Source organism: Actinoplanes hulinensis (genome assembly GCF_019429605.1).
Classification (GTDB): Bacteria; Actinomycetota; Actinomycetes; order Mycobacteriales; family Micromonosporaceae; genus Actinoplanes; species Actinoplanes campanulatus.
Map to the genome: position 1 here is coordinate 427,134 of NZ_JAHXZI010000004.1, position 22,051 is coordinate 449,184.

The 22,051-nt window shown below is 70.9% G+C and carries 24 protein-coding genes; 12 read left to right on the plus strand and 12 right to left on the minus strand.

The window, feature by feature from the left end:
* The 3 genes from KZ829_RS10360 to KZ829_RS10370 all read left to right on the plus strand — a co-directional run bounded on the left by KZ829_RS10360 (position 1) and on the right by KZ829_RS10370 (position 3,511).
* Positions 1 to 1,950 carry a fumarate reductase/succinate dehydrogenase flavoprotein subunit gene (locus tag KZ829_RS10360; RefSeq protein ID WP_220143607.1) on the plus strand — a complete coding sequence of 650 codons (1,950 nt, stop codon included), beginning with the start codon at positions 1 to 3 and terminating at the stop codon, positions 1,948 to 1,950.
* On the plus strand, positions 1,950 to 2,693 hold the full coding sequence (locus tag KZ829_RS10365) for a succinate dehydrogenase/fumarate reductase iron-sulfur subunit (protein ID WP_220143608.1): 744 nt from the start codon (positions 1,950 to 1,952) through the stop codon (positions 2,691 to 2,693). Before KZ829_RS10360 ends, KZ829_RS10365 begins: the two co-directional genes overlap by 1 nt.
* A gap of 245 nt (positions 2,694 to 2,938) precedes the next feature.
* Positions 2,939 to 3,511: a cadmium resistance transporter gene (locus tag KZ829_RS10370; RefSeq protein ID WP_220143609.1), complete on the plus strand. Its 573-nt coding sequence runs from the start codon at positions 2,939 to 2,941 to the stop codon at positions 3,509 to 3,511.
* Here KZ829_RS10370 and KZ829_RS10375 read toward each other — a convergent pair.
* Positions 3,502 to 3,906, minus strand: a complete 405-nt coding sequence (locus KZ829_RS10375) for a nuclear transport factor 2 family protein (RefSeq protein ID WP_220143610.1) — start codon at positions 3,904 to 3,906, stop codon at positions 3,502 to 3,504. The two genes, KZ829_RS10370 and KZ829_RS10375, sit on opposite strands and share 10 nt — an antisense overlap.
* Before the next feature lie 67 nt (positions 3,907 to 3,973).
* Here KZ829_RS10375 and KZ829_RS10380 point away from each other — a divergent pair, with 67 nt between their 5' ends.
* A complete protein-coding gene (locus KZ829_RS10380; protein WP_246635334.1) occupies positions 3,974 to 4,543 on the plus strand; it encodes a TetR/AcrR family transcriptional regulator in 570 nt (189 codons plus the stop codon).
* Between the two features lie 278 nt (positions 4,544 to 4,821).
* Here the strand turns inward: KZ829_RS10380 and KZ829_RS10385 are convergent, their stop codons facing one another.
* The gene (locus KZ829_RS10385) at positions 4,822 to 5,424 is read right to left on the minus strand and encodes a TetR/AcrR family transcriptional regulator (protein WP_220143611.1); all 603 of its coding nucleotides are present in this window, start codon (positions 5,422 to 5,424) and stop codon (positions 4,822 to 4,824) included.
* A gap of 46 nt (positions 5,425 to 5,470) precedes the next feature.
* Between KZ829_RS10385 and KZ829_RS10390 the strand changes: the two genes are divergently transcribed.
* Positions 5,471 to 6,865 (plus strand): FAD-dependent monooxygenase, encoded by a 1,395-nt coding sequence (locus KZ829_RS10390; protein WP_220143612.1) that lies wholly within the window; start codon positions 5,471 to 5,473, stop codon positions 6,863 to 6,865.
* A gap of 142 nt (positions 6,866 to 7,007) precedes the next feature.
* On the opposite strand, the gene KZ829_RS10395 is transcribed toward KZ829_RS10390, so the two are convergent.
* Both KZ829_RS10395 and KZ829_RS10400 read right to left on the minus strand, forming a co-directional pair.
* Entirely contained in the window at positions 7,008 to 7,508 is a 501-nt protein-coding gene (locus KZ829_RS10395; RefSeq protein WP_220143613.1) for a hypothetical protein, read from the minus strand.
* Positions 7,509 to 7,515: 7 nt separating this feature from the next.
* A complete protein-coding gene (locus KZ829_RS10400; RefSeq protein WP_246635423.1) occupies positions 7,516 to 8,217 on the minus strand; it encodes a TetR/AcrR family transcriptional regulator in 702 nt (233 codons plus the stop codon).
* 86 nt (positions 8,218 to 8,303) lie between these two features.
* Between KZ829_RS10400 and KZ829_RS10405 the strand changes: the two genes are divergently transcribed.
* A complete protein-coding gene (locus KZ829_RS10405; RefSeq protein ID WP_220143615.1) occupies positions 8,304 to 9,011 on the plus strand; it encodes a DUF2306 domain-containing protein in 708 nt (235 codons plus the stop codon).
* A 303-nt stretch (positions 9,012 to 9,314) separates the two neighbouring features.
* Here the strand turns inward: KZ829_RS10405 and KZ829_RS10410 are convergent, their stop codons facing one another.
* Together KZ829_RS10410 and KZ829_RS10415 are read right to left on the minus strand one after the other, a co-directional pair.
* Entirely contained in the window at positions 9,315 to 9,755 is a 441-nt protein-coding gene (locus tag KZ829_RS10410; RefSeq protein WP_220143616.1) for an HNH endonuclease, read from the minus strand.
* Between the two features lie 331 nt (positions 9,756 to 10,086).
* The gene (locus KZ829_RS10415) at positions 10,087 to 11,157 is read right to left on the minus strand and encodes a polyprenyl synthetase family protein (RefSeq protein WP_220143617.1); all 1,071 of its coding nucleotides are present in this window, start codon (positions 11,155 to 11,157) and stop codon (positions 10,087 to 10,089) included.
* A 266-nt stretch (positions 11,158 to 11,423) separates the two neighbouring features.
* On the opposite strand from KZ829_RS10415, the gene metF reads away from it, so the two are divergent.
* Both metF and KZ829_RS10425 read left to right on the plus strand, forming a co-directional pair.
* Positions 11,424 to 12,347 (plus strand): methylenetetrahydrofolate reductase [NAD(P)H], encoded by a 924-nt coding sequence (metF, locus tag KZ829_RS10420; protein ID WP_220143618.1) that lies wholly within the window; start codon positions 11,424 to 11,426, stop codon positions 12,345 to 12,347.
* Positions 12,348 to 12,460: 113 nt separating this feature from the next.
* The gene (locus KZ829_RS10425; protein WP_220143619.1) at positions 12,461 to 13,126 is read left to right on the plus strand and encodes a CDP-alcohol phosphatidyltransferase family protein; all 666 of its coding nucleotides are present in this window, start codon (positions 12,461 to 12,463) and stop codon (positions 13,124 to 13,126) included.
* A gap of 227 nt (positions 13,127 to 13,353) precedes the next feature.
* On the opposite strand, the gene KZ829_RS10430 is transcribed toward KZ829_RS10425, so the two are convergent.
* From KZ829_RS10430 to KZ829_RS10440, 3 genes are read right to left on the minus strand one after another with little or no spacing between them, the layout of a single operon-like run.
* On the minus strand, positions 13,354 to 13,704 hold the full coding sequence (locus KZ829_RS10430; RefSeq protein WP_220143620.1) for a lycopene cyclase domain-containing protein: 351 nt from the start codon (positions 13,702 to 13,704) through the stop codon (positions 13,354 to 13,356).
* Positions 13,701 to 14,033 carry a lycopene cyclase domain-containing protein gene (locus KZ829_RS10435; protein WP_220143621.1) on the minus strand — a complete coding sequence of 111 codons (333 nt, stop codon included), beginning with the start codon at positions 14,031 to 14,033 and terminating at the stop codon, positions 13,701 to 13,703. Before KZ829_RS10435 ends, KZ829_RS10430 begins: the two co-directional genes overlap by 4 nt.
* A gap of 4 nt (positions 14,034 to 14,037) precedes the next feature.
* Positions 14,038 to 14,421, minus strand: coding sequence for an Rv2175c family DNA-binding protein (locus tag KZ829_RS10440; RefSeq protein ID WP_220143622.1), 384 nt, complete (start codon positions 14,419 to 14,421; stop codon positions 14,038 to 14,040).
* Positions 14,422 to 14,424: 3 nt separating this feature from the next.
* Here KZ829_RS10440 and KZ829_RS10445 point away from each other — a divergent pair, with 3 nt between their 5' ends.
* The 3 genes from KZ829_RS10445 to KZ829_RS10455 all read left to right on the plus strand — a co-directional run bounded on the left by KZ829_RS10445 (position 14,425) and on the right by KZ829_RS10455 (position 18,042).
* Positions 14,425 to 15,099 (plus strand): hypothetical protein, encoded by a 675-nt coding sequence (locus KZ829_RS10445; protein ID WP_220143623.1) that lies wholly within the window; start codon positions 14,425 to 14,427, stop codon positions 15,097 to 15,099.
* A gap of 91 nt (positions 15,100 to 15,190) precedes the next feature.
* Entirely contained in the window at positions 15,191 to 17,185 is a 1,995-nt protein-coding gene (gene pknB / locus KZ829_RS10450; protein ID WP_220143624.1) for a Stk1 family PASTA domain-containing Ser/Thr kinase, read from the plus strand.
* Positions 17,182 to 18,042 (plus strand): deoxyribonuclease IV, encoded by an 861-nt coding sequence (locus KZ829_RS10455; protein WP_372453852.1) that lies wholly within the window; start codon positions 17,182 to 17,184, stop codon positions 18,040 to 18,042. The genes pknB and KZ829_RS10455 overlap by 4 nt, the downstream gene beginning before the upstream one ends.
* Here the strand turns inward: KZ829_RS10455 and KZ829_RS10460 are convergent.
* Positions 18,017 to 18,859, minus strand: coding sequence for a LysR family transcriptional regulator (locus KZ829_RS10460; RefSeq protein WP_220143625.1), 843 nt, complete (start codon positions 18,857 to 18,859; stop codon positions 18,017 to 18,019). The genes KZ829_RS10455 and KZ829_RS10460 overlap by 26 nt on opposite strands.
* A 71-nt stretch (positions 18,860 to 18,930) precedes the next feature.
* Here KZ829_RS10460 and KZ829_RS10465 point away from each other — a divergent pair, with 71 nt between their 5' ends.
* The gene (locus KZ829_RS10465; protein WP_220143626.1) at positions 18,931 to 19,641 is read left to right on the plus strand and encodes a CTP synthase C-terminal region-related (seleno)protein; all 711 of its coding nucleotides are present in this window, start codon (positions 18,931 to 18,933) and stop codon (positions 19,639 to 19,641) included.
* Here KZ829_RS10465 and KZ829_RS10470 read toward each other — a convergent pair.
* Both KZ829_RS10470 and KZ829_RS10475 read right to left on the minus strand, forming a co-directional pair.
* Positions 19,605 to 20,624 (minus strand): threonine aldolase family protein, encoded by a 1,020-nt coding sequence (locus tag KZ829_RS10470; protein WP_204295410.1) that lies wholly within the window; start codon positions 20,622 to 20,624, stop codon positions 19,605 to 19,607. The genes KZ829_RS10465 and KZ829_RS10470 overlap by 37 nt on opposite strands.
* Entirely contained in the window at positions 20,617 to 22,023 is a 1,407-nt protein-coding gene (locus tag KZ829_RS10475; protein ID WP_220143627.1) for a class II 3-deoxy-7-phosphoheptulonate synthase, read from the minus strand. The genes KZ829_RS10470 and KZ829_RS10475 overlap by 8 nt, the downstream gene beginning before the upstream one ends.
* Positions 22,024 to 22,051 lie beyond the last annotated feature (28 nt).

A 22,051-nucleotide genomic window follows, 5' to 3' on the forward strand; every position in this document is an offset into this window, starting at 1 on the left:
ATGGTGGCTAACGAATTCTGGGCCGAGGGCGAACCGGTCGTCGACAAGGCCGCCCCGGACGGGCCGGTCGAGACCCGCTGGGAGCGCCGCAAGTTCTCCGCCAAGCTGGTCAACCCGGCGAACCGCCGCAAGCTGACGGTCATCGTGGTCGGCACCGGCCTGGCCGGCGGCTCGGCCGCGGCGACCCTGGCCGAGGCCGGCTACCAGGTCAAGTCGTACTGCTACCAGGACAGCCCCCGGCGCGCGCACTCGATCGCCGCGCAGGGTGGCATCAACGCCGCGAAGAACTACCGCAACGACGGCGACTCCGTCTACCGCCTCTTCTACGACACGGTCAAGGGCGGCGACTTCCGGGCGCGCGAGTCGAACGTCTACCGGCTCGCCCAGGTGTCGGTGAACATCATCGACCAGTGCGTGGCCCAGGGCGTCCCGTTCGCCCGCGAGTACGGCGGCCTGCTCGACAACCGCTCCTTCGGTGGCACCCAGGTGTCCCGGACCTTCTACGCCCGGGGCCAGACGGGTCAGCAGCTGCTGCTCGGCGCCTACCAGGCGATGGAGCGGCAGATCGGCCTCGGCAACATCGAGATGAACGCCCGGCACGAGATGCTCGAGCTGATCATCGTCGATGGCAAGGCCCGCGGCATCGTCGTGCGGGACATGGTCACCGGCGAGATCACCACCGAGTTCGCGGACGCCGTGGTGCTCGCCTCCGGTGGCTACGGCAACGTCTTCTTCCTCTCCACCAACGCCAAGGGCTGCAACGTCACGGCGTCGTGGCGGGCCCACCGCAAGGGCGCGCTCTTCGCGAACCCCTGCTACACGCAGATCCACCCGACCTGCATCCCGGAGTCCGGCTCGCACCAGTCGAAGCTGACCCTGATGTCGGAGTCGCTGCGTAACGACGGCCGGGTCTGGGTGCCGAAGCGGGCCGAGGACTGCCAGAAGCCCGCCGGGGAGATCGCCGAGGAGGACCGCGACTACTACCTGGAGCGGATCTACCCGTCGTTCGGCAACCTGGTGCCGCGGGACATCGCGTCGCGTGCCGCCAAGAACGTCTGCGACGAGGGCCGCGGCGTCGGCCCCGGTGGCCTCGGCGTCTACCTGGACTTCGCCGACGCGATCAACCGGCTGGGCCGCAAGGCGGTCGAGGCGAAGTACGGCAACCTCTTCGAGATGTACGAGCGGATCACGGGCGAGGACCCGTACGAGACGCCGATGCGCATCTACCCCGCCGTGCACTACACGATGGGTGGCCTTTGGGTCGACTACGACCTCCAGTCGACCGTCCCCGGCCTGTTCGTGGTGGGCGAGGCGAACTTCTCCGACCACGGCGCCAACCGGCTCGGCGCGTCCGCGCTGATGCAGGGCCTGGCCGACGGCTACTTCGTGCTGCCGAACACGATCAGCAACTACCTCGCCGCCGGGCCCTTCGAGAAGGTGTCGGAAACCGACGCCGCCGTGGTCGAGGCGCGCAAGGAGGTCGAGGACCGGATCGCCAAGTTCCTCTCGATCGACGGCGACCGGACGGTGGACTCGTTCCACCGCGAGCTCGGCCAGATCATGTGGGAGTACTGCGGCATGGAGCGGACCGAGGAGGGCCTGACCAAGGCCATCGGTCTGATCCGGGCGCTCAAGGAGGAGTTCTGGACCCGGGTGAAGGTGCCGGGCAAGGGCGAGGAGCTCAACCAGAACCTGGAGAAGGCCGGCCGGGTGGCCGACTTCCTCGAGCTCGGCGAGCTCATGTGCATCGACGCGCTGCACCGCCGCGAGTCCTGCGGTGGTCACTTCCGGGCCGAGAGCCAGACCTCGGACGGTGAGGCGCTGCGCCACGACGACGAGTTCGGCTACGCCGCGGCGTGGGAGTACTTCGGCGCCGACGGCAAGCCGACCCTGCACAAGGAAGACCTCAACTTCGAGTACGTCCACCCGAGCACGCGGAGCTACAAGTAATGGACATCAAGGTCAGGGTGTGGCGTCAATCCGGTCCCACGGCCGGCGGGAAGATGGTCACCTACGACGTCAAGGGCATCTCCCCCGACGCGTCGTTCCTCGAGATGATCGACGTCCTCAACGAGACGCTGATCCTCAACGGTGACGACCCGATCGCGTTCGACCACGACTGCCGTGAGGGCATCTGCGGCGCGTGCAGCATGGTCATCAACGGTGTGGCGCACGGCCCGGAGAAGGCCACCACCACCTGCCAGCTGCACATGCGGAAGTTCAAGGACGGCGACGTGATCGACGTCGAGCCGTGGCGTGCCGCCGCCTTCCCGGTGATCAAGGACCTGGTCGTCGACCGGACCGCCTTCGACAAGATCATTCAGGCCGGTGGCTACATCACCGCCCCGACCGGCACCGCGCCGGACGCCCACGCCGCCCCGGTGCCGAAGAAGGACGCGGACGCCGCGTTCGAGGCGGCCACCTGCATCGGCTGCGGCGCCTGCGTGGCGGCCTGCCCGAACGGCTCGTCGATGCTCTTCACCGCCGCGAAGATCGCCCACCTCGGTCTGATGCCGCAGGGCCAGCCCGAGCGGGACAGCCGCGTCATCGACATGCTCCAGGCCCAGGACGACGCCGGTTTCGGCGGCTGCACCAACGCCGGCGAGTGCACCACGGTCTGCCCGAAGGGCATCCCGCTGAGCCTCATCGGCCGCCTCAACAGCGACTACCGCAAGGCGATCAGCAAGCGCTGATCCCCGGCTCCAGGTATCGGGCACAACGGCGTGCCCGATACCCGGCTTCTTCGGATGCCCGGCACAGCGTCGTGCCGGGCATCCGTTTCTTCTGCCAGCGTCCTTCACGCGGCCTCCCACGCCCTTCCACGCCGTCCCGCGCGGCCTCCCACGCCCTTTCACGTCCTCCCGCGCCGTCCCGCGCGGGCTTCCGCGGCCGCCCTCGCCCGTCCGGGCCCTTCCGGGGTGCGCCCTAAGATTCCGGCGTGGGTTCGGTATTCGCCGCCGTGGGCGTCTTCGTAGGCACGAACATCGACGACCTCATCGTTCTGACCGTTCTCTTTCTCTCCGCCCGGGCCTCCGGGAAGCCCCGGCCCTGGCAGATCTGGGCGGGCCAATACCTCGGCATCGCCACCCTGGTGGGCGTCTCACTGCTCGCAGCCCTCGGTCTGACCCTCATCCCGGACCGCTGGGTCGGCCTCCTCGGCCTGCTGCCGATCGCCCTCGGCGTCAAAGGCCTCATCGGCGCCCTCCGCGACGGCTCCGGCGGCGAGCCGCCGATCGCCGCCGCCGGCCCGCTGCCCATCGCCGGCATCACGATCGCCAACGGCGCCGACAACATCGCCGTCTACACACCCCTGTTCCGCACGGCCGGCGCGGGCGAGATCGTCGTCTACCTCGTGGTCTTCGCCATCCTCGTGGCGGTGTGGTGCCTGGCCGGATCGCTGCTCGGCTCCCACCGCAAGGTGATCGCCGTGGTCGAGCGCTGGGGTCACTGGCTCGTGCCGCTGGTCTTCATCGCCATCGGGTCACTGATCCTGGTCGAGGCCTACGCCTGACCGAGGGCCTGGGCGATGGCCATGGTGTGCTGGTACTCCCGCCAGTGGGCGAGTTTGCCGCCCCGGGTCCGGAGCACCCCGATGAAGGGCGCCGACGCGGTCACCCCGGTCCCGGTGTGAGTGCCGACCAACTCATACTCCACGACGATCACCTCCGAGTCGGCGGTCTGGTGGATCACCACGTCACGGCAGTCGTCGAAGCGCACCGGGAACGACGCCCGGCCCGCCCGCGTGAACTCCAGCACCCGCTGCTTGCCCTCGGTCCGCACCGGTCGGCCTGGGGCGGCGAACGGCACCTCGACCACCACGTCGTCGGCGAGCAGGTCGGGATCGTAGGTCGGCTGATCGGCGAGCCAGCGGGAACGCATGCTGTCGAAGATCTCGGTCGGTGTCACAACGATCCTCCCGATAAGATGAGTATGCACTCGACTTGGGTACGACAATAATGAGTGGAGACTCATTTTGGAAGAGGTTTCTTCGTGGCAGGCCGAGGGCCCTCCGTTGCGCGCCGACGCCCAGCGCAACCGGATCCGCATCCTGGTCGCCGCCGAGGAGGTGTTCACCGAGACCGGACCGGGCGCCTCGACCGAGGAGGTCGCCCGGCGGGCGGGCGTCGCGATCGGCACGGTGTTCCGGCACTTCCCCACCAAGGGCGACCTGCTCGGCGCGATCATGAAGCGACTGTTGGCCGAGCTGATCGAGTCGGCCGGCCAGCGCGGCGGCGGGGAGGGGCTGTTCGAGTTCTTCACCGAGCTGACCGCCCAGGCGTCCTACAAGCGCACGGTCGTCGGCCTGCTCGAGAGCGGCGGGACAGCCGTCCGCCTGCCCGAGGCCGTCGGCCATCTCACCGAGGCCGTCGGCGGGCTGTTGAGCGAGGCGCAGGCGGCCGGGACGGTGTCACCCGGCGTGGCACTGCCCGAGGTGATGGCGCTGCTGGTCAGCGTCACGCACGGGGCGGTGCACGGGGGCTGGGACGCGGAGTTGCGGGAGCGGACCCTGGCAGTGGTGTTCGCGGGCCTCCGACCACGCTGAGCCGGCGATCGCACGCCGGCATCCAGGCGGGCGCCACCGACAGCGGCGCCGCCCGTCCCCCACGACAGCCGCCTCGCCACCCGGCTGCACCGCCCCGGCCCGCAACAGGCCACGTCACCGCTGTCCCCACGACAGCCGCCTCGCGCCACCCACCTCACAGCCGGAGCACCCGAGCCCTCTTCCAGAGGCGCGCCCGCGTGAAGCCGGTACGGCGGACCGGCTTCAGTGCGGCTACGGGGCGCGCGGAGCGTACCGGGAAGGAAGCCGGGCCGCGGTGATCAGCGTGCGCCACCGCCGAGGCCGGCGTGCAGGAAGGAGGTCAGCGTCTCGATCGCCTCGTCGTCGGAGACCTCGGGAGCGCGGCCGTGGCCGCCGAGGTAGGCGGCGGCGAAACCGGACAACGTCGTGGTGAAGAGCGACGCCGCCACCAGCGGATCACCGGGCAGATCGAGGCCGCGCATGTGGTCGGCGATGTGGCGGAGGTCCGGTTCGAGCAGTTCCTGACTGCGGCGGGCGAAGCCCTCGTCGACGATGGCCGCCTGCTGCAGCGCGACCATGAGCGGGCGGTGGCGGCGATGGAAGTGCCAGTAGGCCGAGACGTGCCAGCGGACCGCCGCACGATCCCGGAAGTCGTCGAGATGCCCCTCCAGCCCGGCACTCTCGTCGCCCTCGGCGAGCAGGTCGGCGAGCAGCGCCTCGAGCAGCGCCTCCTTGCTCGCGAAATGCTTGTAGAAGGAGCCGGTGGCCCGGCCCGCCTCGGTCGTGATGTCGGTGATCTTGGCGTTCAGATAACCGACCCGCTCGAAGACCCGGACCGCGGCCGCCTTGAGCTCCGCCTCGGTCTGCGCCGCCTGCTGCTTGCGCATCCCCACTGCCGCCATCCGAACCTCCTTGACCGGGAGGTTAGCAGTGCCCTATGGTGAATTCATGTTCACTGAATCTCGATTCACCATGATCGTGGGTGCCGGGCCAACCGGGCTCACCCTCGCGCGTCAGCTCTCCCGGCATGGCGTGCCCTACCGGATCGTGGAGCGGTCGGAGCGGCCCTTCGACGGGTCTCGTGGCAAGGGATTGCAGCCACGCACGCTGGAGGTTCTCGACGATCTCGGGCTGATCGACCGGTTCCTGGCCGCAGGCGGCGACTATCCGTCGCTGCGCGCCCACGTGCCCGGCGGTCATCACGATTTCCGGCTCGACGAGTTGCACGAGCCGACCCCCTCCGTGCCCTGGCCCAACCTGTGGATGGTCCCGCAGTGGCGCACGTCCGAGCTGCTCGCCGAGGGGATCCCGGTCGAGTTCGGGGTGGGTGTCACCGAGCTGGAGCAGGAGGAGGGCGGGGTCCGGGTCACGCTCAGCACCGGCGAGGTGGTGCGGGCCCGTTATGTGGTCGGCGCCGACGGCGGGCGGAGCACGGTGCGGCGGGCGCTCGCCGTCGAGTTCGAGGGCGAGACCCACGAGGAGGAGCGGCTGATGATCGCCGACGTCCGGTTGACCGGCCTCGACCGCGATCACTGGCATGTCTGGCCGGGCTCCGAGCGCGGGTCGTTCCGGCTCGGGTTGTGCCCGCTGCCGGGCGGCGACTGGTTCCAGCTCACGGCTCCGCCCACCGACCTCTCCCCCGGGCAGTTGGTCGCCTCCGTCGACCCGTCGATCACGGTCACCGAGGTGGGCTGGCGGTCCGAGTTCCGGGCCAACATCCGGATGGCCTCCCGGTTCCGGGTGGGTGACGTGTTCCTGGCCGGCGATGCCGCGCACGTGCATTCACCGGCCGGCGGGCAGGGGCTGAACACCGGGATTCAGGATGCGTACAACCTGGGCTGGAAGATCGCGACGGGTGACGAGCGGGTGCTCGACACCTACGAGGAGGAGCGTCTGCCGGTCGCGGCCGATGTCCTCGGCATCAGCACCCGGCTGCACCGCGGCCACGTCGAGGGATCGGCGGATGCGATGCGCCGTGACGATCCGGTGCTGCGGCAGCTCTCGCTCAACTACCGGGGCGGCACGCTGGCGGCCGAGCACCGGTCCGAGCCGGGCGCGGTGCGAGCCGGCGACCGCGCACCGGATTCTCCTCTCGCCGAGGGCCGCGTCTTCGATCTGCTGCGCGGCCCCCATGCCACGCTCCTGGCCTTCGGTTGGGCCGGGCCGCTGCCGGAGTTCACGGTCCCGGTCCATCACCTTCAAGACCCCGCGGGGTCCGCGGCACGCGCTTACGACATCGACGGGCCGGCACTGGTGGTGGTCCGGCCGGACAACTACATCGGCTGCGTAACCCGGGACCCAGCCGACGTGGCTGCCTACCTCAAGCTGAGCGCAATCCCCTGAAACTGGGACCCCAGCCGACGTCGCCGCCCACCACAAGCTGAGCGCAATCCCCTGAAACTGGGACCCCAGCCGACGTCGCCGCCCACCACAAGCTGAGCGCAATCCCCTGAAACTGGGACCCCAGCGGAGGTGGCCGCCCACCTCAGGCTGATCGCGGCCCTCTGATCGCGGCCGCTCGCAGATGGTCGACCGCCGCGCGCAGTGGGGCGGGGAATTCGGGGACGCTGGGATCCGCCAGATCCTTCAGGACGGCGGCTACCAGGTCGTAAAGGGCGCCGGGAGGCGCATCGGGGGCGGCGACCAGGGTTTCGCGGACCAGCGCGGCACGCGGGAAACGGGCGTCCCAGCGGCGGTCGGCGCCGATTCTCCGGTGCAGTTCGATGGCACGTCTGCGCAGCTCGGGGGCGGTGTGACCGTACCCCTGGTCCAGCTCGGCACGCTGCGGGCGGGAGGCACGCTCCGCGGCCTGCGCCAAGCGGTGCCGGCGTTGCTCCGCAGCTTGACGGCTGGTCAGGCCGAGCGCCTCGGCGATCTCCGGCCAGGTGGCGCCGTCACGCCGGGCACGGTCGATCAGCTCCAACTCGTCCGCGTCGAGATTCGCGCGCCGGGCCGGGATCTGGCGCAACCGTTCCAGATTCGCCATTCCGCCATCAGTTCTTTGCTGAGACGAGGAGTTCAATGCCGTCGAAGAGACGAGACAGACCGGTCTCGAAGGTGACGTCCTCGACTTCCGGAGCGAACAGGCCATCGGCGATCGCGGCGGCCAGTGCCGGAAACCGGTCAGCGGTCACCAGGCTGCCGATCAGAGCGCCGTAGGCGTCGTCGGTCATATCCGCCTCACCGGCGAGGAGGACCGCAAAGATCTGCGCCTCGCCGCGCACGTAGTAGAGCGTCGCCATGACCGCCTGAAAGCGCTCACGGCTGGTGAGCGGTGTGCCGTCGAAGGCCGACAGACCACGGTCCAGCCAGGCGATCTGGCCGGGCTCAAGAGGTGGACGACCGGCCGAGGCCTGGAGGATCCACGGATGGCGGTGGAAGACCGCCTTCAACTCCCGGGCCCACGCCCCGAGACCGGCGCGCCATCCGGGCGGCAGCATCGGCGGCTCGCCCGGTGCGGCGTCCTGCATGAAGACGAGGAGTTCGTCCTTGCTGGCCACGTGCCGGTAGAGGGACATCGGCGCGCTGCCGAGACGCTCGGCGAGACGGGCCATGGAGAGGGCCGCGAGGCCGTCGCGGTCAGCGATCTCGATCGCGGTGGCGACGATCCGGTCCAGGGTCAGCGCCGGCTGCGGGCCGCGGTTGCGGCGCTCTTCCAGACCCCAGAGGACCTTGAGCGTACGGGGAATCTCCATCGGCACGGGCTCATCCTAGGCACTTCCCGGTTCATTGCGTATGACATACGCTCAATGCGTATCTCATACGCAGTTAGGAGCGTGACGTGACTCGATGGTGGCAGCGCCCGTGGATCGTTCCGTTCGCCGCGATCGTGGTGATCTTCGTGGCCTTCTCGATCCCGCCGTATCTCAGCTTCGACCCGGCACGATCCCGCGTTCCGCAGCCACCGGAGCTCGGTGTCGCGCACTTCTGGCTGCTCGTTCCGCATGTGCTGTTCGGCAGTGTGGCTCTGGTCAGTTCGATCTTCCAGATCTGGCCATGGTTCCGCCGCCGGCATCCGGTCGCGCACCGGCGACTCGGCCGGGTCTACGTGTTCGGCGGCGTCCTGCCCGCCGGCATCGCGGCCCTCACCATCGGTTCGCTCAGCCCGTTCGGGCCTGCCACCCGGGCCAGTGACGTGCTGCTCGCGGTGGTCTGGCTCTACGTGACCGTGAAAGGCTGGCGGGCTGCCCGCCAGCGCCGGTTCGGCGAGCACCGCCGGTGGATGATCCGCAGCTTCGCACTCACCGCCTCGATCATCACCAACCGCATCTGGGGCGCGATCTTCGTGATCACCCTGATGCCGCAACTCGAGACGACCTTCCACGGCGACGAAGGACTCCTGGCATGGGTGGCCTCGGCCGCGACGGCCTGGCTCGGGTGGACCATCCCGCTGCTCATCGCCGAGTGGTGGCTGGAGCGCGATCGTTCCCGCCGCGGGTCGGGGACCCGCCGGAGCGCCGAGCCCCGGGATCCGGTCACCGCCTCATAGAGGATTTCACCTGGGAGAACGCCACTCGGGTGCGATGTCGGCACAGCACCGCTCCGAAGGCACAACCCACCGCGCAGGAGAGTCCATCGCGCGTGCGGGCGGGGCATGAGGGGGACGGAGGCATTGATGAGGGGACGGGGGCTGTCGACGCGCCGTGGGGGACGGCTCGACGCACGGATGGCACGTGCTCGCGCGTGGACGGAGGTGCGGGAAGGGTGGGCGGCCGGCGGGTCCCCGTGTAAACCCGCCGGCCGCCGCTTGAGGGGAAGGTCTGGCGCTACCGGGCGGTGGGTAGCGTCGCGATCAGTTGAGGGTTACCGCCCAGATCGGGGCGAACGGGGTCACCCGGAGTGGCATGCGGGCCTCGGCGGGAGTGCGGTCGCGCTTGCGGTTGTTGCAGCGACCGCAGGCCGCGACGGTGTTCAGCCATTCGTTGCGGCCGCCTCGCGAGCGGGGCAGAACATGGTCGATGGTCGAGGCGGAGTCGCCGCAGTAGGCGCACTTTCGCCCGTCCCGCAGCAGCACACCGGCCCGCGACCAGCCCGGGCCGCGCCCGCGCCGCCACCGCGTCACCACGTAGGAGACCAGGCGCACCACGGTCGGCACCGGGTAGACCCCGATCCGGGTGTCCGGCTGGGCCTCGTGCACCACGGCGACCTGGCGGAACAGCATCCGGATCGCGTGCCGGAGGCTGACCCGGTGCAGCGGCCCGCAGTCGGCATTGAGAACCAGAACCGCACCCATTTCGTCACCTCCGGAAAATCGTTTGCATAATAGGAATCCACAGGTCAAGGGCGTTCCAGCCCGGCGGATTCGCTGAGGAGAAAATAGGCTGCGGCATCGACCACCGACAACCGAATAAAGACCGCTTCCCGTTCCGTTCATCGGTGCGGCGTTCGAAGCGGTGAACCCGCCAAGCCGTAGGACTGCCCGCGAGGACGGCGCGGAGGTCCTCAGGACGGAGCGAAGGCTCCGACCGTTCCAGTGGAGCGGTCAGAGCCTCGGTGGTGGGGGTGTGCGGTTGGACGAGCGAGGTGTGCCGGACCGTTCGGACCTCGACGACGCGGGTGGACGGTCAGACGGAACGGCGGGTGGACGCCTCGGCCAAGGCGTGCAGGACGGTTCGGGCCTCGTCCTCGATGGGGGCCTCGGCCAGTGCGGTCAGGGCCTCGGTGGTCAGGGTTTCGATCCGGGATTCGGTGGCGGCCAGGGCGCCCGCTTCCCGGATGATCGTTCGGAGGCGTTCCACGCCGGTGTCGTCCAGGGCCGGGTCGCCGAGGGCGGACTCCAGGTGCTGCCGGGTGGCCTCGTCCACCGCCTGGTAGGCCGCGGCCACCAGGTAGGTTCGCTTGCCCTCGCGGAGGTCGTCGCCGGCCGGTTTGCCGGTCTGGGCCGGGTCGCCGTAGACGCCCAGGACGTCGTCCCGCATCTGGAAGGCCTCGCCGAGCGGCAGGCCGAACGCCGCGTACGACGCGAACACCTCGGGGCCACCGCCGGCCAGGGCAGCGCCCAGCAGGAGCGGGCGTTCGACCGTGTACTTCGCCGATTTGAAGCGGGCCACCTTGCCGGCGCGTTCCAGGGACGTGTCGCCGGTCGCCTGGGTGAGCACGTCCAGGTACTGGCCGACGGTCACCTCGGTCCGCATCTGGTCGAAGACCGGCCGCGCCCGGGCCAGGTCGGCCAGCGCCATCCCGGACGAGTGCAGCAGCTCGTCGGACCAGACCATGGCCAGGTCGCCGAGCAGCAGCGCCGCCGAGTCACCGAACCCGGCCGCCGCGCCCCGCCAGCCCTCGGCCGTGTGCAGCAGCTCGAACCGGCGGTGCACCGACGGCTCCCCGCGCCGGGTGTCGGACCGGTCCATCAGGTCGTCGTGGATCAGCGCGCTCGCCTGCACCAGCTCCAGCGCCGAGACGGCCGCCACGACCTCGTCCGAGTCGGCGCCGCCCGCGCCGCGGAAACCCCAGTACGCGAACGCCGGCCGCAGCCGCTTGCCGCCACCGAGTACGAACGCCGACACCGCGTCGGCCACCTCGGCCAGCGCCGTGTCGATCTCCAGCAGGTGGGCGCGCTGGGTGGCGAGAAAACCGGAGAGCGCCTTGTCGACACGCGGCCGCAGGCCGGCCGACTCGAGCGGAGAGTTCGTCACGGAGTCGACGCTATCTGGTCGTCCGTCCCCCTGTTCGGCCGTATCACCGCGATCCACCGGACGACCCCACGCGGCGACGGACCGTCACGTGCCGGAGCGCGCGTCACGGCCGCGACGGCTCACCCGGACCGCATGGTACGGCGAAACGGCGTGCCCGGTTTCTGCTGATACTTCATCGCGTACCGGAAAAATGCGACCGCGCAGAGTGACCGGCCCGGACGTTCGGGCGGATCATCGAGGGCGGCGTGACCGGTAGAGTGCTCACCGTGTCTCTCGGACTTCCCTCCCGGCTTCCCGGCGCGCCGTCGGTCGGTGAGCTGATCCGCGGCCCGGCGCCCACCTTCTCGTTCGAGTTCTTCCCACCGAAGACGCCAGCCGGTGAGCAGTTGCTCTGGCAGGCGATCCGGGAGCTGGAGTCGCTGCGGCCCAGCTTCGTCTCGATCACCTACGGGGCGGGCGGCACCACCCGGGACACCACCGTCGCCGTCACCGAACGCGTCGCCACCGAGACGACGCTGCTGCCGATGGCGCACCTCACGGCGGTGAACCACTCCGTCGCCGAGTTGCGCAACGTCATCGGCCGGCTGGCCGGCGCCGGCATCAGCAACATCCTGGCGGTTCGCGGCGATCCTCCCGGCGACCCGATGGGCGAGTGGGTGCGGCATCCCGACGGGATCCTGTACGCGGAGGATCTGGTCCGCCTGATCCGTGCGGCCGGCGATTTCAGCGTCGGCGTGGCGGCGTTCCCCTACAAGCATCCGCGCTCGGCCGACGTGGAGACCGACACCCGGCACTTCGTTCGTAAATGCCGGGCCGGGGCGGATTTCGCGATCACTCAGATGTTCTTCGACGCCGAGGACTATCTGCGTCTACGCGATCGGGTCGCGGCCTCGGGCAGTGACACCCCGATCGTGCCCGGCGTCATGCCGGTGACCCGGATGGCCACCATCGAACGGTCCGCCCAGCTCTCCGGCGCGCCCTTCCCGCCGGCTCTGCTCGATCGGTTCGAGCGGGTCGCCGGGGACGAGGAGGCGGTGCGGGCCCTGGGCATCGAGACGTGCGTGGAGATGTGCGCCCGGCTCCTGGACGAGGGTGTTCCCGGGATCCACTTCATCACCCTGAACCGGTCTACCGCGACCCGGGAGGTCTGGCAGCAACTGGCCCCTACCGAGGTCGCGACCGCGGCCTGATCGGTGCGCACGGTTTCCCGGCGCACCCCGCCGAGCGTGCCCGGCCGGCCGTGGGGGCTGTTTCCGGGGCCGGGAGAGAGCACTGAGAGCCGGCCGGGGTTCGGGGGAGCTTCGTGACCTGGGATCAGTACGCGGAGGCGTGGGCGGGGCTGCACGGCGGCTTCGATCCGCGACGGGCGTCGGTGCTGGTCCGGGGGTGGGTGCGGCTGGCCTACCGGATCGGGTCCTGGCTCGGGGCCCGGCGGGTCACGCCGTTCACGGTGACCCTCGCCGGGGTGCTGCTCTGCCTGGCCGTGCCGCTCGTCGCGCCGGCCGGGGCGCCCGGCCTCGCGTTCGGCGCCGCGCTGGTGCTGCTCGCGGCGGCCGCGGACGGGCTGGACGGGGCGGTCGCCGTGATCACCGGGCGGGTCAGCCGGGCCGGATACGTGTACGACTCGGTCGCCGACCGGATCGGTGAGGCCGCCTGGCTGGCCGCCTTCTGGCTGGCGGGCGCCCCGGCCTGGCTCACGGTCGGCACCGGGGCGGCGAGTTGGCTGCATGAGTACGTTCGCGCGCGGGCCTCGGCCGCCGGCATGCCGGACATCGGCGTCGTCACGGTCGGGGAACGGCCCACCCGCGTCGCCGTCGCCGTCACGGGCCTTATCGTCGCGTCACTGGCCGCCGTGGTCGCGCCCGGCCTGGTTCCCGCGGTTCTCACCGTCGCCGTCGCGGCCTGGCTGATCCTCCAGCTCATAGGGCTGGGGCAGCTCACCGCCGCGGTCCGCGCCGCTCTCCGCTGATCCGGCCGGAGCGGGCCGGGCACGCTCGGAGTGACCGGACACAGGGTTGAAGCGCGCCGGGCGCGCTCGGGGTTACCGGCCACGGGGTGGGGAGGGTGACCACTCACGCACGTCGCGCGGGGCGGGGAGCGTTCTGGACGCGCCAGCGGCCAGCGAGCCGGCCCGGGCCCTCGGCGGGAGCAGCGGTCGGTACCCACCACCGAGATGCGACATCCTGATTTTGATCTTCAGGAGCGGAGGCGGCGGAGCAGGGCGCTTCCCTCGCCGGCCGCGGGGGTGCGCTGGACGCCGCGGCGGCCCAGGGTGATCCAGACGGAGAGGGTGAGCAGGATCAGGGCGAAGCCGAAGAAAAGGTCCTCCACCGGGGCGTGGACGAGGCGCCAGCCGATGATCGCCGCCGGGTCGTAGACGACGATCTCGCGCCCGGTCAGGATGCCGTTGGAGATCAGCTGGAACGTGAAGATGATCGGGTACGTCGCCCAGAAGACCAGCCTGGTGACCAAACGGGTACGGAGGACGAACAGGTCGATCACGACCGCGACCGCGACGCCCAGCAGGGCGGCTGTGGTATATGTCACAACTCCTCGTCTCCGGCCGGGCGCCGCAGGACGGCCCGCACCGCTTCGAAGCCGAGAATCGCGCACAACGGCACGACCAGGAAGAAAAGCACCTCGTCCAGGGGCAGATCGCCGGGCAGGCGCACACCGGTGATCTGCTCCGGGTCGAATGTCCAATGCCCTGCGGCTATGGCGGCCAGATCCCACAGGATGAAGACCGCCGCCACCGGCAGGATCGTCAGGATCAGGCGGCGCCCACGGCGGAGCACGTTGACCTTGAGGATCGGCTCCAGCCAGAGCGCCGCCAGCAGGCACCCGGCCAGGACGGACAGGTAGCCGAACTGCCGCATCCGATCAGAAGCCGAGGGCCTGGGCGCGCCGCTTGGCCTCGCGGGCGAGCGGGCCGCCGAGCGCGGTGGCGGCGTTCCCACCGAGACCCTCGTCCGGCTCGTAGAGCCACCGGAGGGCTTCTTCGTCGTTGTACCCGGCGTCATGCAGCAGGTTCAGGACGCCGGGCAGGTGCTTGAGCACGGTCGCGTTGGCGACCAGTTCGGCCGGCACCACCCGGATGCCGTCCCGGCGGACCGCGAGCAGCGCGCGTTCGCGGATCAGCTGGTGCACCTTGCTGATCGGCAAATCAAGCTTTTCGGACACATCCGGCAGGGTGATCCAGCCGGCGGGGCCGGTGGTTACGGGTTCGGTCACCTGTACAGCGTGCCAGACCAGATCGGAGAACATTTGATGAGCCTGTGGCGGAACGTCCGTGGGGAGATGGCCGGGGCCTGGCGTTCGGTCTGCTACGACCTGGGCCGCCGCCCGGCCGGCCGGGATCCGCGACCGGACGTCACCTCGACCGGGATGTCCACCTTTCCGGGGTCCCTCGTGGACCTGCCGGAGGAACCGCCGCGGACCGATGCCCGGCCACCGCGGCGATTTGTCGCGGTTACCGCGTTCTGTGCGCTCGGGCTGACCGGCGCGGCCGGGTCCTATCTGGTCGCCACCACGACGTTCGCCGGGCAGATGGCCGATCGGCCGAGCGCGCCGCCGGCGGTCGCGGCACCGCTGCCGCCGCCGGACGAGGCGGAACCGGTGGGCGGGGTGGCCGGGATGGGCGCCGTGCCGGTGGCCCGGGAGCGGCGGCCGCGGGCCGTCACGAAGATCACCCCGCCGCCTGTTCCGAGCACGGCACGGACGACCGCTCCCACCACCCGGCCGCCGGCCGTCGCGCGGACCTCCGCACGGGGCTGTGACTGCGAGACGCCACCGGCCCCGACACCTACCGCCGCGCCCTCGGCGACGCCCGCCGAGCCGGACATTTCAGCCTCCCCGTCCGCGAGCGGGAGCGTCTCCCCCAGCCCGGACATCAGCGGACCAAGCGGCGACAGTGACCGCCGCCACCGCCGCTGGCGTCGCTGAAGCGCTGGTCACGCCGGTCTAGGTACCCGTTTGGACTCAGCTGTGACATCCTGGGTCACCCCCACTGGAAAGACACATACACTTCACGCCGATGGACACCACAGTCGCCGATACGTTGATCGGCACAACGATTGACGGGCGCTACCGGATCACCGGTCGCGTCGCCCGTGGTGGCATGGCGACCGTCTACCGCGCCACCGACGAGCGGCTCGAGCGCACCGTCGCACTGAAAATCATTCACCCCTCGCAGGCCACCAACGTCCACTTCGTCGACCGGTTCACCGACGAGGCGAAGACGATCGCCCGCCTCACGCACCCGAACGTCGTGGCCGTCTACGACCAGGGCCGCCATCAGGGTCTGCCATACCTGGTGATGGAGTTCGTGCAGGGCAAGACGCTGCGTGAGCTGCTCAGCCAGCGGGGCAGGCTGACGCCCGTCGAGGCGCTCGCGATCCTCGAGCAGATGCTGGCCGCGATCGCCGCCGCGCACCGCGCCGGTCTGGTGCACCGCGACGTCAAGCCGGAGAACGTGCTGGTCGCCGAGGCGCCCAGCGGCGGTTCCGCGGACCTGGTGGACGCCGTGGTCAAGGTCGCCGACTTCGGTCTGGCGCGGGCCATCGAGGCGAGCACCGTCGACGACACCGGGCAGCTCATGGCGACCGTGGCCTATGTGGCCCCGGAGCTGGTGCAGACCGGTCAGGCGGACGCGCGTACCGACGTCTACTCGGCCGGCGTCGTGCTCTTCGAGATGCTCACCGGCCGGGTGCCGTACGACGGCGCCGAACCGATCGAGGTGGCCTGGCAGCACGTGGACAACGACGTGCCGGCCCCGTCCACGATCGCCCCGGGCCTGCTCCCGGTCCTCGACCAGCTCGTCTCCCGGGCCACCCGGCGTGACCCCGGCTCCCGGCCCACCGACGCCGGCGCCATGCTGAGCGAGGTGCAGACGGCCCGTGACGGCCTCGGCGTCACCCACGCGGAGACGGCGATGCTGCGCCAGGTCCCGGGCCGGCCCGGCGCGGGCGACGCCACCACAATCGTGCCCACCGTTTCCGCGCCGGACGCGACGGCCATCGTGCCGCCGGTCCAGGGCGGCAACTATCAGGCGTCGCACCGCCCGTCCTGGGCGCGGCTGCCGGAGCAGGGCGGCCGGAACAGCGCACCGCACCGGCGGAACGCCCCGCCCGCCGCCGGTCTGGCCGGGTTCTTCGAGGACCGCCGACGGGTCACGCTGACCGCGCTGGTCGCCCTGATGGCGCTGGTCGTGATCGGCAGCACCTGGTGGGTCACCTCCGGGCGGTACACGGAGACACCCCAGCTGCTCACGATGAGCCAGGACCAGGCGGTCGCGTACGCGAAGCAGCAGGGGTTCGAGGTCTTCATCGGCGACGGGCAGTACGACGAGATCGTGCCGAAGGGTTCGGTGGTCACACAGGACCCGCTGCCCGGTTCGGACATCGTCAAGGGCGACACGATCCGGGTGATCCTGTCGCTGGGCCCCGAGGTGCATCCGGTTCCGGAGCTGGAGGGCCAGGAGCTGACCTATGCCAAGGCCGAGCTGGAGGCGCTCAAGCTGAAGGTGAAGCAGGGCAAGGCGGTCTACAGCGACACCGCGCCGGAGGGTGTGGTGATCTCCACCGACCCGAAGGCGGGCACCGAGCTCAAGCCCGGTTCGACGGTGACGCTGGTGCTGAGCAAGGGCAAGGCGCCGATCACGGTGCCCAACCTGGTCGGCGAGAACATCAACAACGCTCGTACGATCCTGGCGCAGCGGGGCCTCCAGGCCGCCGAGGAGACGGTGGAGAGCGATGAACCCGCCGACACGGTGATCGGGCAGAGCCCCAAGGCCGGCACCGGCGCGGAGAAGAACACCAAGGTCACCCTCAAGGTGAGCAAGGGTCCCGCGCAGATCCCCCTGCCCGACCTGACGAACCAGCCGTGCCAGCAGGCGCAGGCCACGCTCCAGGGCATGGGCTTCCAGGTACAGATCAACATCGACCCGAACGCCACGGTCCGGCAGCAGAACCCGCCGGGTGGCACTCCGGTCCCGCCGAACAGTGTGGTGCAGCTGACTTGCTTCCTGTGAGCCATCGGATCGGTTCGCACACGAAGACGTCGGGAGGGCTGGCCAAGGCCGCCCTCCCCTACGTCGACGCGGCGGGCTCGGAAACCCTTCAGGTGTACGTCTCCAACTCCCGTGGCTGGGCGCTGCCCGCCGGCGACCCGAAGCAGGACACCCTGTTCCGGGACGGGATCGGCGAGCGGGACCTGCCCGCCTACATTCACGCGTCGCTGCTGGTGAACCTGGGTTCGCCGACCGAGCTGACGGTGGAGCGGTCGGTCGCCACGCTGGAGCACGCCCTGCTGCGCGGCAAGGCGATCGGCGCGACCGCGGTCGTCTACCACGCCGGCAGCTCGGTCGACGAGTCGCACGCCGGCAAGGCGCTGCACCAACTGCGCGAGGCGCTGCTGCCACTGCTCGACCGGGCGTCGGCCGAGGGCCTGCCCCGGCTGCTGGTGGAGCCGAGCGCGGGCGGCGGCCGCAGCCTGGCGTCGAAGGTGCAGGATCTGGAGCCCTACCTCGCGGCGGTGGAGAACCACCCGTGGATGGGCGTCTGCTTCGACACCTGCCACGCCTGGGCGGCCGGGCACGACCTGGCCACCCCGGGCGGCATGACGGCGACCCTGGACGCGCTGCTCGCCGCGGTGGGACCGGACCGGTTGCAGCTCGTCCACGCGAACGACTCGAAGGACGAGTGCGGCTCGACCCGGGACCGGCACGAGACGATCGGTAAGGGCCGGATCGGGTCGGCGCCGTTCGCGGAGCTGTTCGCGCACCCGGCCACCGCCGGGGTGCCGATCATCGTGGAGACACCGACCGTGGAGCACGAGGGCCACGCGGCGGACATCGCCCTGCTCAAAGGGCTGCGAGAAGCTCGCTGAGGCGGGCCGCCGGCGCCTCGGCGCCCGGCCCGCGCAGCAACTCCACCCGGTGCGTCAACTGGAGCACCGGAATCCCGGTGAGCTCCCCGACCGCCTTGGCCGGCAGCACCGCCAGCCCGTGCCCGGCCGCGATCAGGCCACGCAGGATCGCCACGTCGGCGCCGTCGTAGCGCAGCCCGACCCGTAGGCCGTCGACGGGAAGCCGGGCGAACGGCGTCACCTCGGGCGCGTCGATCCAGTACGCGTCGACCAGATCCGCCAGATTCACCCTGGTACGGCGGGCCAGCGGATGCCCGGCCGGAACGGCGACGACGGCCGTGTCCTCGGCGATGCCGACGGCGCCCGCCTCCGGCAGCGGCAGCGGGTCGCTCGGCGCCGTGAAACCGTCGACGATGCCGAGGTCGATCTCCCCGGTGGCCGCGGCGGCGACGATCCTGTCCCGGCCGGCGACGAGGACGCGGCTGCGCAGCCGGCCCGGCTCGCCGCGGATCCGGGCCAGCGCGGCGGCCACCCGGCGTGTCCAGGCGAGCGGGGTGAGCCCGACGATCAGCCGGCCGGGCGGGGCGACGGCCCGGGTCACGTCGGCGCGGGCCGCCTCCAGCCGGACCAGGATCAGCGTGGCGTGCCGGTGCAGTCGCTCCCCGGCCGGGGTGAGGGCCACCGGGCGGCGGGTCAGCAGCGGGGTGCCGAGGTCGGCCTCCAGTGCGGCGATCTGTTGGGAGACCGCGGACTGGGTGAAGTTGAGCCGCTCGGCGGCGGCCGAGAAGGACCCGGTCTCCGCGACGGTCACGAAGGTGCGCAGCAGGTGGGGTTCCACATCAGCGATGCTAATGCGGCCTTCACCAACGATCGTTGGACCTGATCTCGGTCCCACGGGAGGCTGGGTCCATGAGAACAATCGCCCTGGTCGGCGACCGGTCACCGGCCGTTCGCGCGCACACCCGCATTCCCGCCCTGCTCGACGTCCTGCGCGACGAGGAGGACTTCGACGTCTACTGGATGCCGACACCGGACGCCGAGGATCCGGAGGCGCTGGCCGGTTATGACGGGATCTGGCTGGTGCCGGGCAGTCCATACCGGAGCGTGCCGGGGGCACTCACCGCTGCGCGGGTCGCGCGGACCGGGAACAAGCCGTTCCTCGGAACGTGCGGCGGCTTCCAGCACGCGATGCTCGAGTTCGCGCGCGACGTCTGCGGTTTCACCGAAGCCCAGCACGCTGAGTACGGCGCCTCCGGCGACGACGACCTGATCGTCGAGCTGACCTGCTCGCTGGCCGGGCACGAGGCCGCCGTCGATCTGGCGCCCGGCTCGCTGATCGAGCGGTTGCTCGGCGCCTCCCGGACGGTGGAGCGCTACCACTGCGGCTACGGCCTCGCCCCATCCCACCTGGCGCTGCTGGCCGCGCACGGGATGCTGTTCACCGGGCACGACGAGTCCGGGGAGGTGCGGGTGGCCGAGCTACCCGGCCACCCGTTCTTCCTGGCCACTCTCTTCCAGCCGGAGCTGGCCGGAGACGGGTCGGACCCGCATCCGGTGATCCGCGGCTGGATGGCGGCGGTTCGTCAGGCCAGCAGTTCGCTGAGGACCTCGATGGCCTGATCCATCGACTCGTCGTCCAGATCCAGGTGGGTGACGAGGCGGGCGACCCGCGGCAGCATGGCCGAGATCAGGACGCCACGCTCGGCGGCCTGTGCGGTCAGTGTGGGCGCGTCCAGGTCGTGCTTCGACAGGTCCAGGGGAACGAGGTTGGTGCGCACCTGTTCCGGGTCGACCACGCCGAAGGGGGCGAGGGCCTCGGCGATGATCCGGGCGCGCTCGTGGTCCTCGGTGAGCCGCTGGATGTGGTGGTCGAGCGCGTAGCGGCCGGCAGCCGCCAGGATGCCGACCTGCCGCATGCCACCGCCCATCCGCTTGCGCATGAGCCGGGCCCGGGTGATCCGCTCCCGGCTGCCGATCACCAGCGACCCGATCGGTGCGCCCAGACCCTTGGAGAGGCACACCGACAGGGTGTCGAAGAGTGCGCCGTACTCGGCGAGGGTCACCCCGTCGGCGACGTGGGCGTGCCAGATCCGGGCGCCGTCGCAGTGCAGCGCCACTCCCTGGGCGTCGGCCACCGCGCGCAGGTGCTGCAACGTGGCGAGTGGGATGACGCCCCCACCGCCGAGGTTGTGGGTCTGTTCGACGGCGATCGCGGCGGTCGGCACCGAGGGGTAGCCGGCCGGGCGGATCATCGCGGCGATCCGCTCGACGTCGAGTGCGGCGCCCTCCGAGCCCCAGGTGCGTGTGGAGATGCCGCCGTAGAGCGCGGCAGCGCCCAGCTCGTAGGTGACCACGTGCGCGTCGGCGCCGGCCAGCAGCTCGCCGCCGGCCGGGACGACGAGTTGCAGGGCGATCTGGTTGGCCATCGTGCCGGACGGGGTGAACAGCGCCGCCTCGTGCCCGAACAGCTCGGCCACGTGCGCCTCGAACGCGTTGACCGTGGGGTCGTCGCCGAACACGTCGTCGCCGACCGCGGCCTTCGCCATCGCCTCCCGCATGCCCTTGGTGGGGCGGGTGACGGTGTCCGACCGCAGGTCAGCCACGGAGCATCTCGGCGACGAGGAACGCCAGCTCCAGGCTCTGCTGCGTGTTGAGGCGCGGGTCGCAGGCGGTCTCGTACCGGCCCGGCAGGTCGAGGTCCTCGATGCCCTGGGCGCCGCCGAGGCACTCGGTGACGTCCTCGCCGGTGAGTTCGATGTGGATGCCGCCCGGGTGGGTGCCGAGGCCGCGGTGCACCTCGAAGTAGCCGAGCACCTCGTCGACGACCCGGTCGAAGTGGCGGGTCTTGTAGCCGTTCGACGACTCGTGGGTGTTGCCGTGCATCGGGTCGCACTGCCAGACGACCTTGGCGCCGGAGGCGTGCACCTTCTCCACGATGGGCGGCAGCACGTCGCGGACCTTGCCGTTGCCCATCCGGCTGATCAGCGTCAGGCGGCCGGGCACATTGGACGGGTTGAGCTTCTCGCACAGCTCGATGGCGGTCTCCGGCGACGTGCCGGGGCCGATCTTGACGCCGATCGGGTTCGCGATGCGGCTGATGAAGTCGATGTGCGCGTGGTCGAGCTGGCGGGTGCGCTCGCCGATCCACAGGAAGTGGCCGGACAGCCCGTAGGCCCTACCGTCGGAGACCCGGGTGAGCGCCCGGTCGTACTCGAGGGCGAGGGCCTCGTGCGAGCAGTAGAGGCTGACCGTGCGCAGCGCCTCGTTGTCGGTCATGCCGCAGGCGCGGATGAAGTCGAGGGCGCGGTCGATCTCCCGGGCGATCGCCTCGTAGCGCTCGCCGGCCGGGGAGGCGCGGACGAAGTCCTTGTTCCAGTCGTGCAGCCCGTGCAGGTCGGCGAGACCACCCGAAAGGTACGCCCGGAGCATGTTCATGGCGGCGGCGGAGTTCGCGTACGCCCGGATCATGCGCTGCGGGTCGGCGACACGGGCCGCCTCGTTCGCGTCCAGCGAGTTGATCAGGTCGCCCCGGTAGGCAGGGAGGCCCAGCGAGTCGGTCAGCGACGAGCGCGGCTTGGTGTACTGCCCGGCGACCCGGGCCACCTTCACCACCGGCATCGAGGCGCCGTAGGTCAGCACCACCGCCATCTGGAGCAGGGTGCGCGCGTTGGCGAGCAGGTGGCTCTCGGTGTTGTCGGCGAACGTCTCGGCGCAGTCGCCGCCCTGGAGCAGGAACGCCCGTCCCTCGCAGACCTCGGCGAGCCGGTGCCGGAGCTGGTCGACCTCGTACGGCGCGACGATCGACGGCACGTTGTCGAGGACCTTGCAGACCTCGGCGACCTCGCCCATGTCCGGCCAGGGCGGCATCTGCACCCGCGGCAGGGATCGCCAGTGGTCGAGGCCGAGAGCCTCGTCCTCGGCCGAATCGGTGGACGGGCGGGACGTCTGGAAGGCCGGGTTGCCCACCCCGGGATGACTGAGCTGATGCCACTCACGGCGCATGCGGGAAAGCGTACGGAAAGGGGGCACC

What these genes read in the sequence shown, in the direction of transcription:
- KZ829_RS10360 (WP_220143607.1), top strand. Translation starts at nt 1, where the DNA reads ATGGTGGCTAACGAATTCTGGGCCGAGGGCGAACCGGTCGTCGACAAG.
- KZ829_RS10365 (WP_220143608.1), top strand. Translation starts at nt 1,950, where the DNA reads ATGGACATCAAGGTCAGGGTGTGGCGTCAATCCGGTCCCACGGCCGGC.
- KZ829_RS10385 (WP_220143611.1), bottom strand. Translation starts at nt 5,424, where the DNA reads ATGGCGGCAGTGGGGATGCGCAAGCAGCAGGCGGCGCAGACCGAGGCG.
- KZ829_RS10390 (WP_220143612.1), top strand. Translation starts at nt 5,471, where the DNA reads ATGTTCACTGAATCTCGATTCACCATGATCGTGGGTGCCGGGCCAACC.
- KZ829_RS10395 (WP_220143613.1), bottom strand. Translation starts at nt 7,508, where the DNA reads ATGGCGAATCTGGAACGGTTGCGCCAGATCCCGGCCCGGCGCGCGAAT.
- KZ829_RS10400 (WP_246635423.1), bottom strand. Translation starts at nt 8,217, where the DNA reads ATGGAGATTCCCCGTACGCTCAAGGTCCTCTGGGGTCTGGAAGAGCGC.
- KZ829_RS10410 (WP_220143616.1), bottom strand. Translation starts at nt 9,755, where the DNA reads ATGGGTGCGGTTCTGGTTCTCAATGCCGACTGCGGGCCGCTGCACCGG.
- KZ829_RS10435 (WP_220143621.1), bottom strand. Translation starts at nt 14,033, where the DNA reads ATGCGGCAGTTCGGCTACCTGTCCGTCCTGGCCGGGTGCCTGCTGGCG.
- KZ829_RS10440 (WP_220143622.1), bottom strand. Translation starts at nt 14,421, where the DNA reads ATGTTCTCCGATCTGGTCTGGCACGCTGTACAGGTGACCGAACCCGTA.
- KZ829_RS10445 (WP_220143623.1), top strand. Translation starts at nt 14,425, where the DNA reads ATGAGCCTGTGGCGGAACGTCCGTGGGGAGATGGCCGGGGCCTGGCGT.
- pknB (WP_220143624.1), top strand. Translation starts at nt 15,191, where the DNA reads ATGGACACCACAGTCGCCGATACGTTGATCGGCACAACGATTGACGGG.
- KZ829_RS10465 (WP_220143626.1), top strand. Translation starts at nt 18,931, where the DNA reads ATGAGAACAATCGCCCTGGTCGGCGACCGGTCACCGGCCGTTCGCGCG.
- KZ829_RS10475 (WP_220143627.1), bottom strand. Translation starts at nt 22,023, where the DNA reads ATGCGCCGTGAGTGGCATCAGCTCAGTCATCCCGGGGTGGGCAACCCG.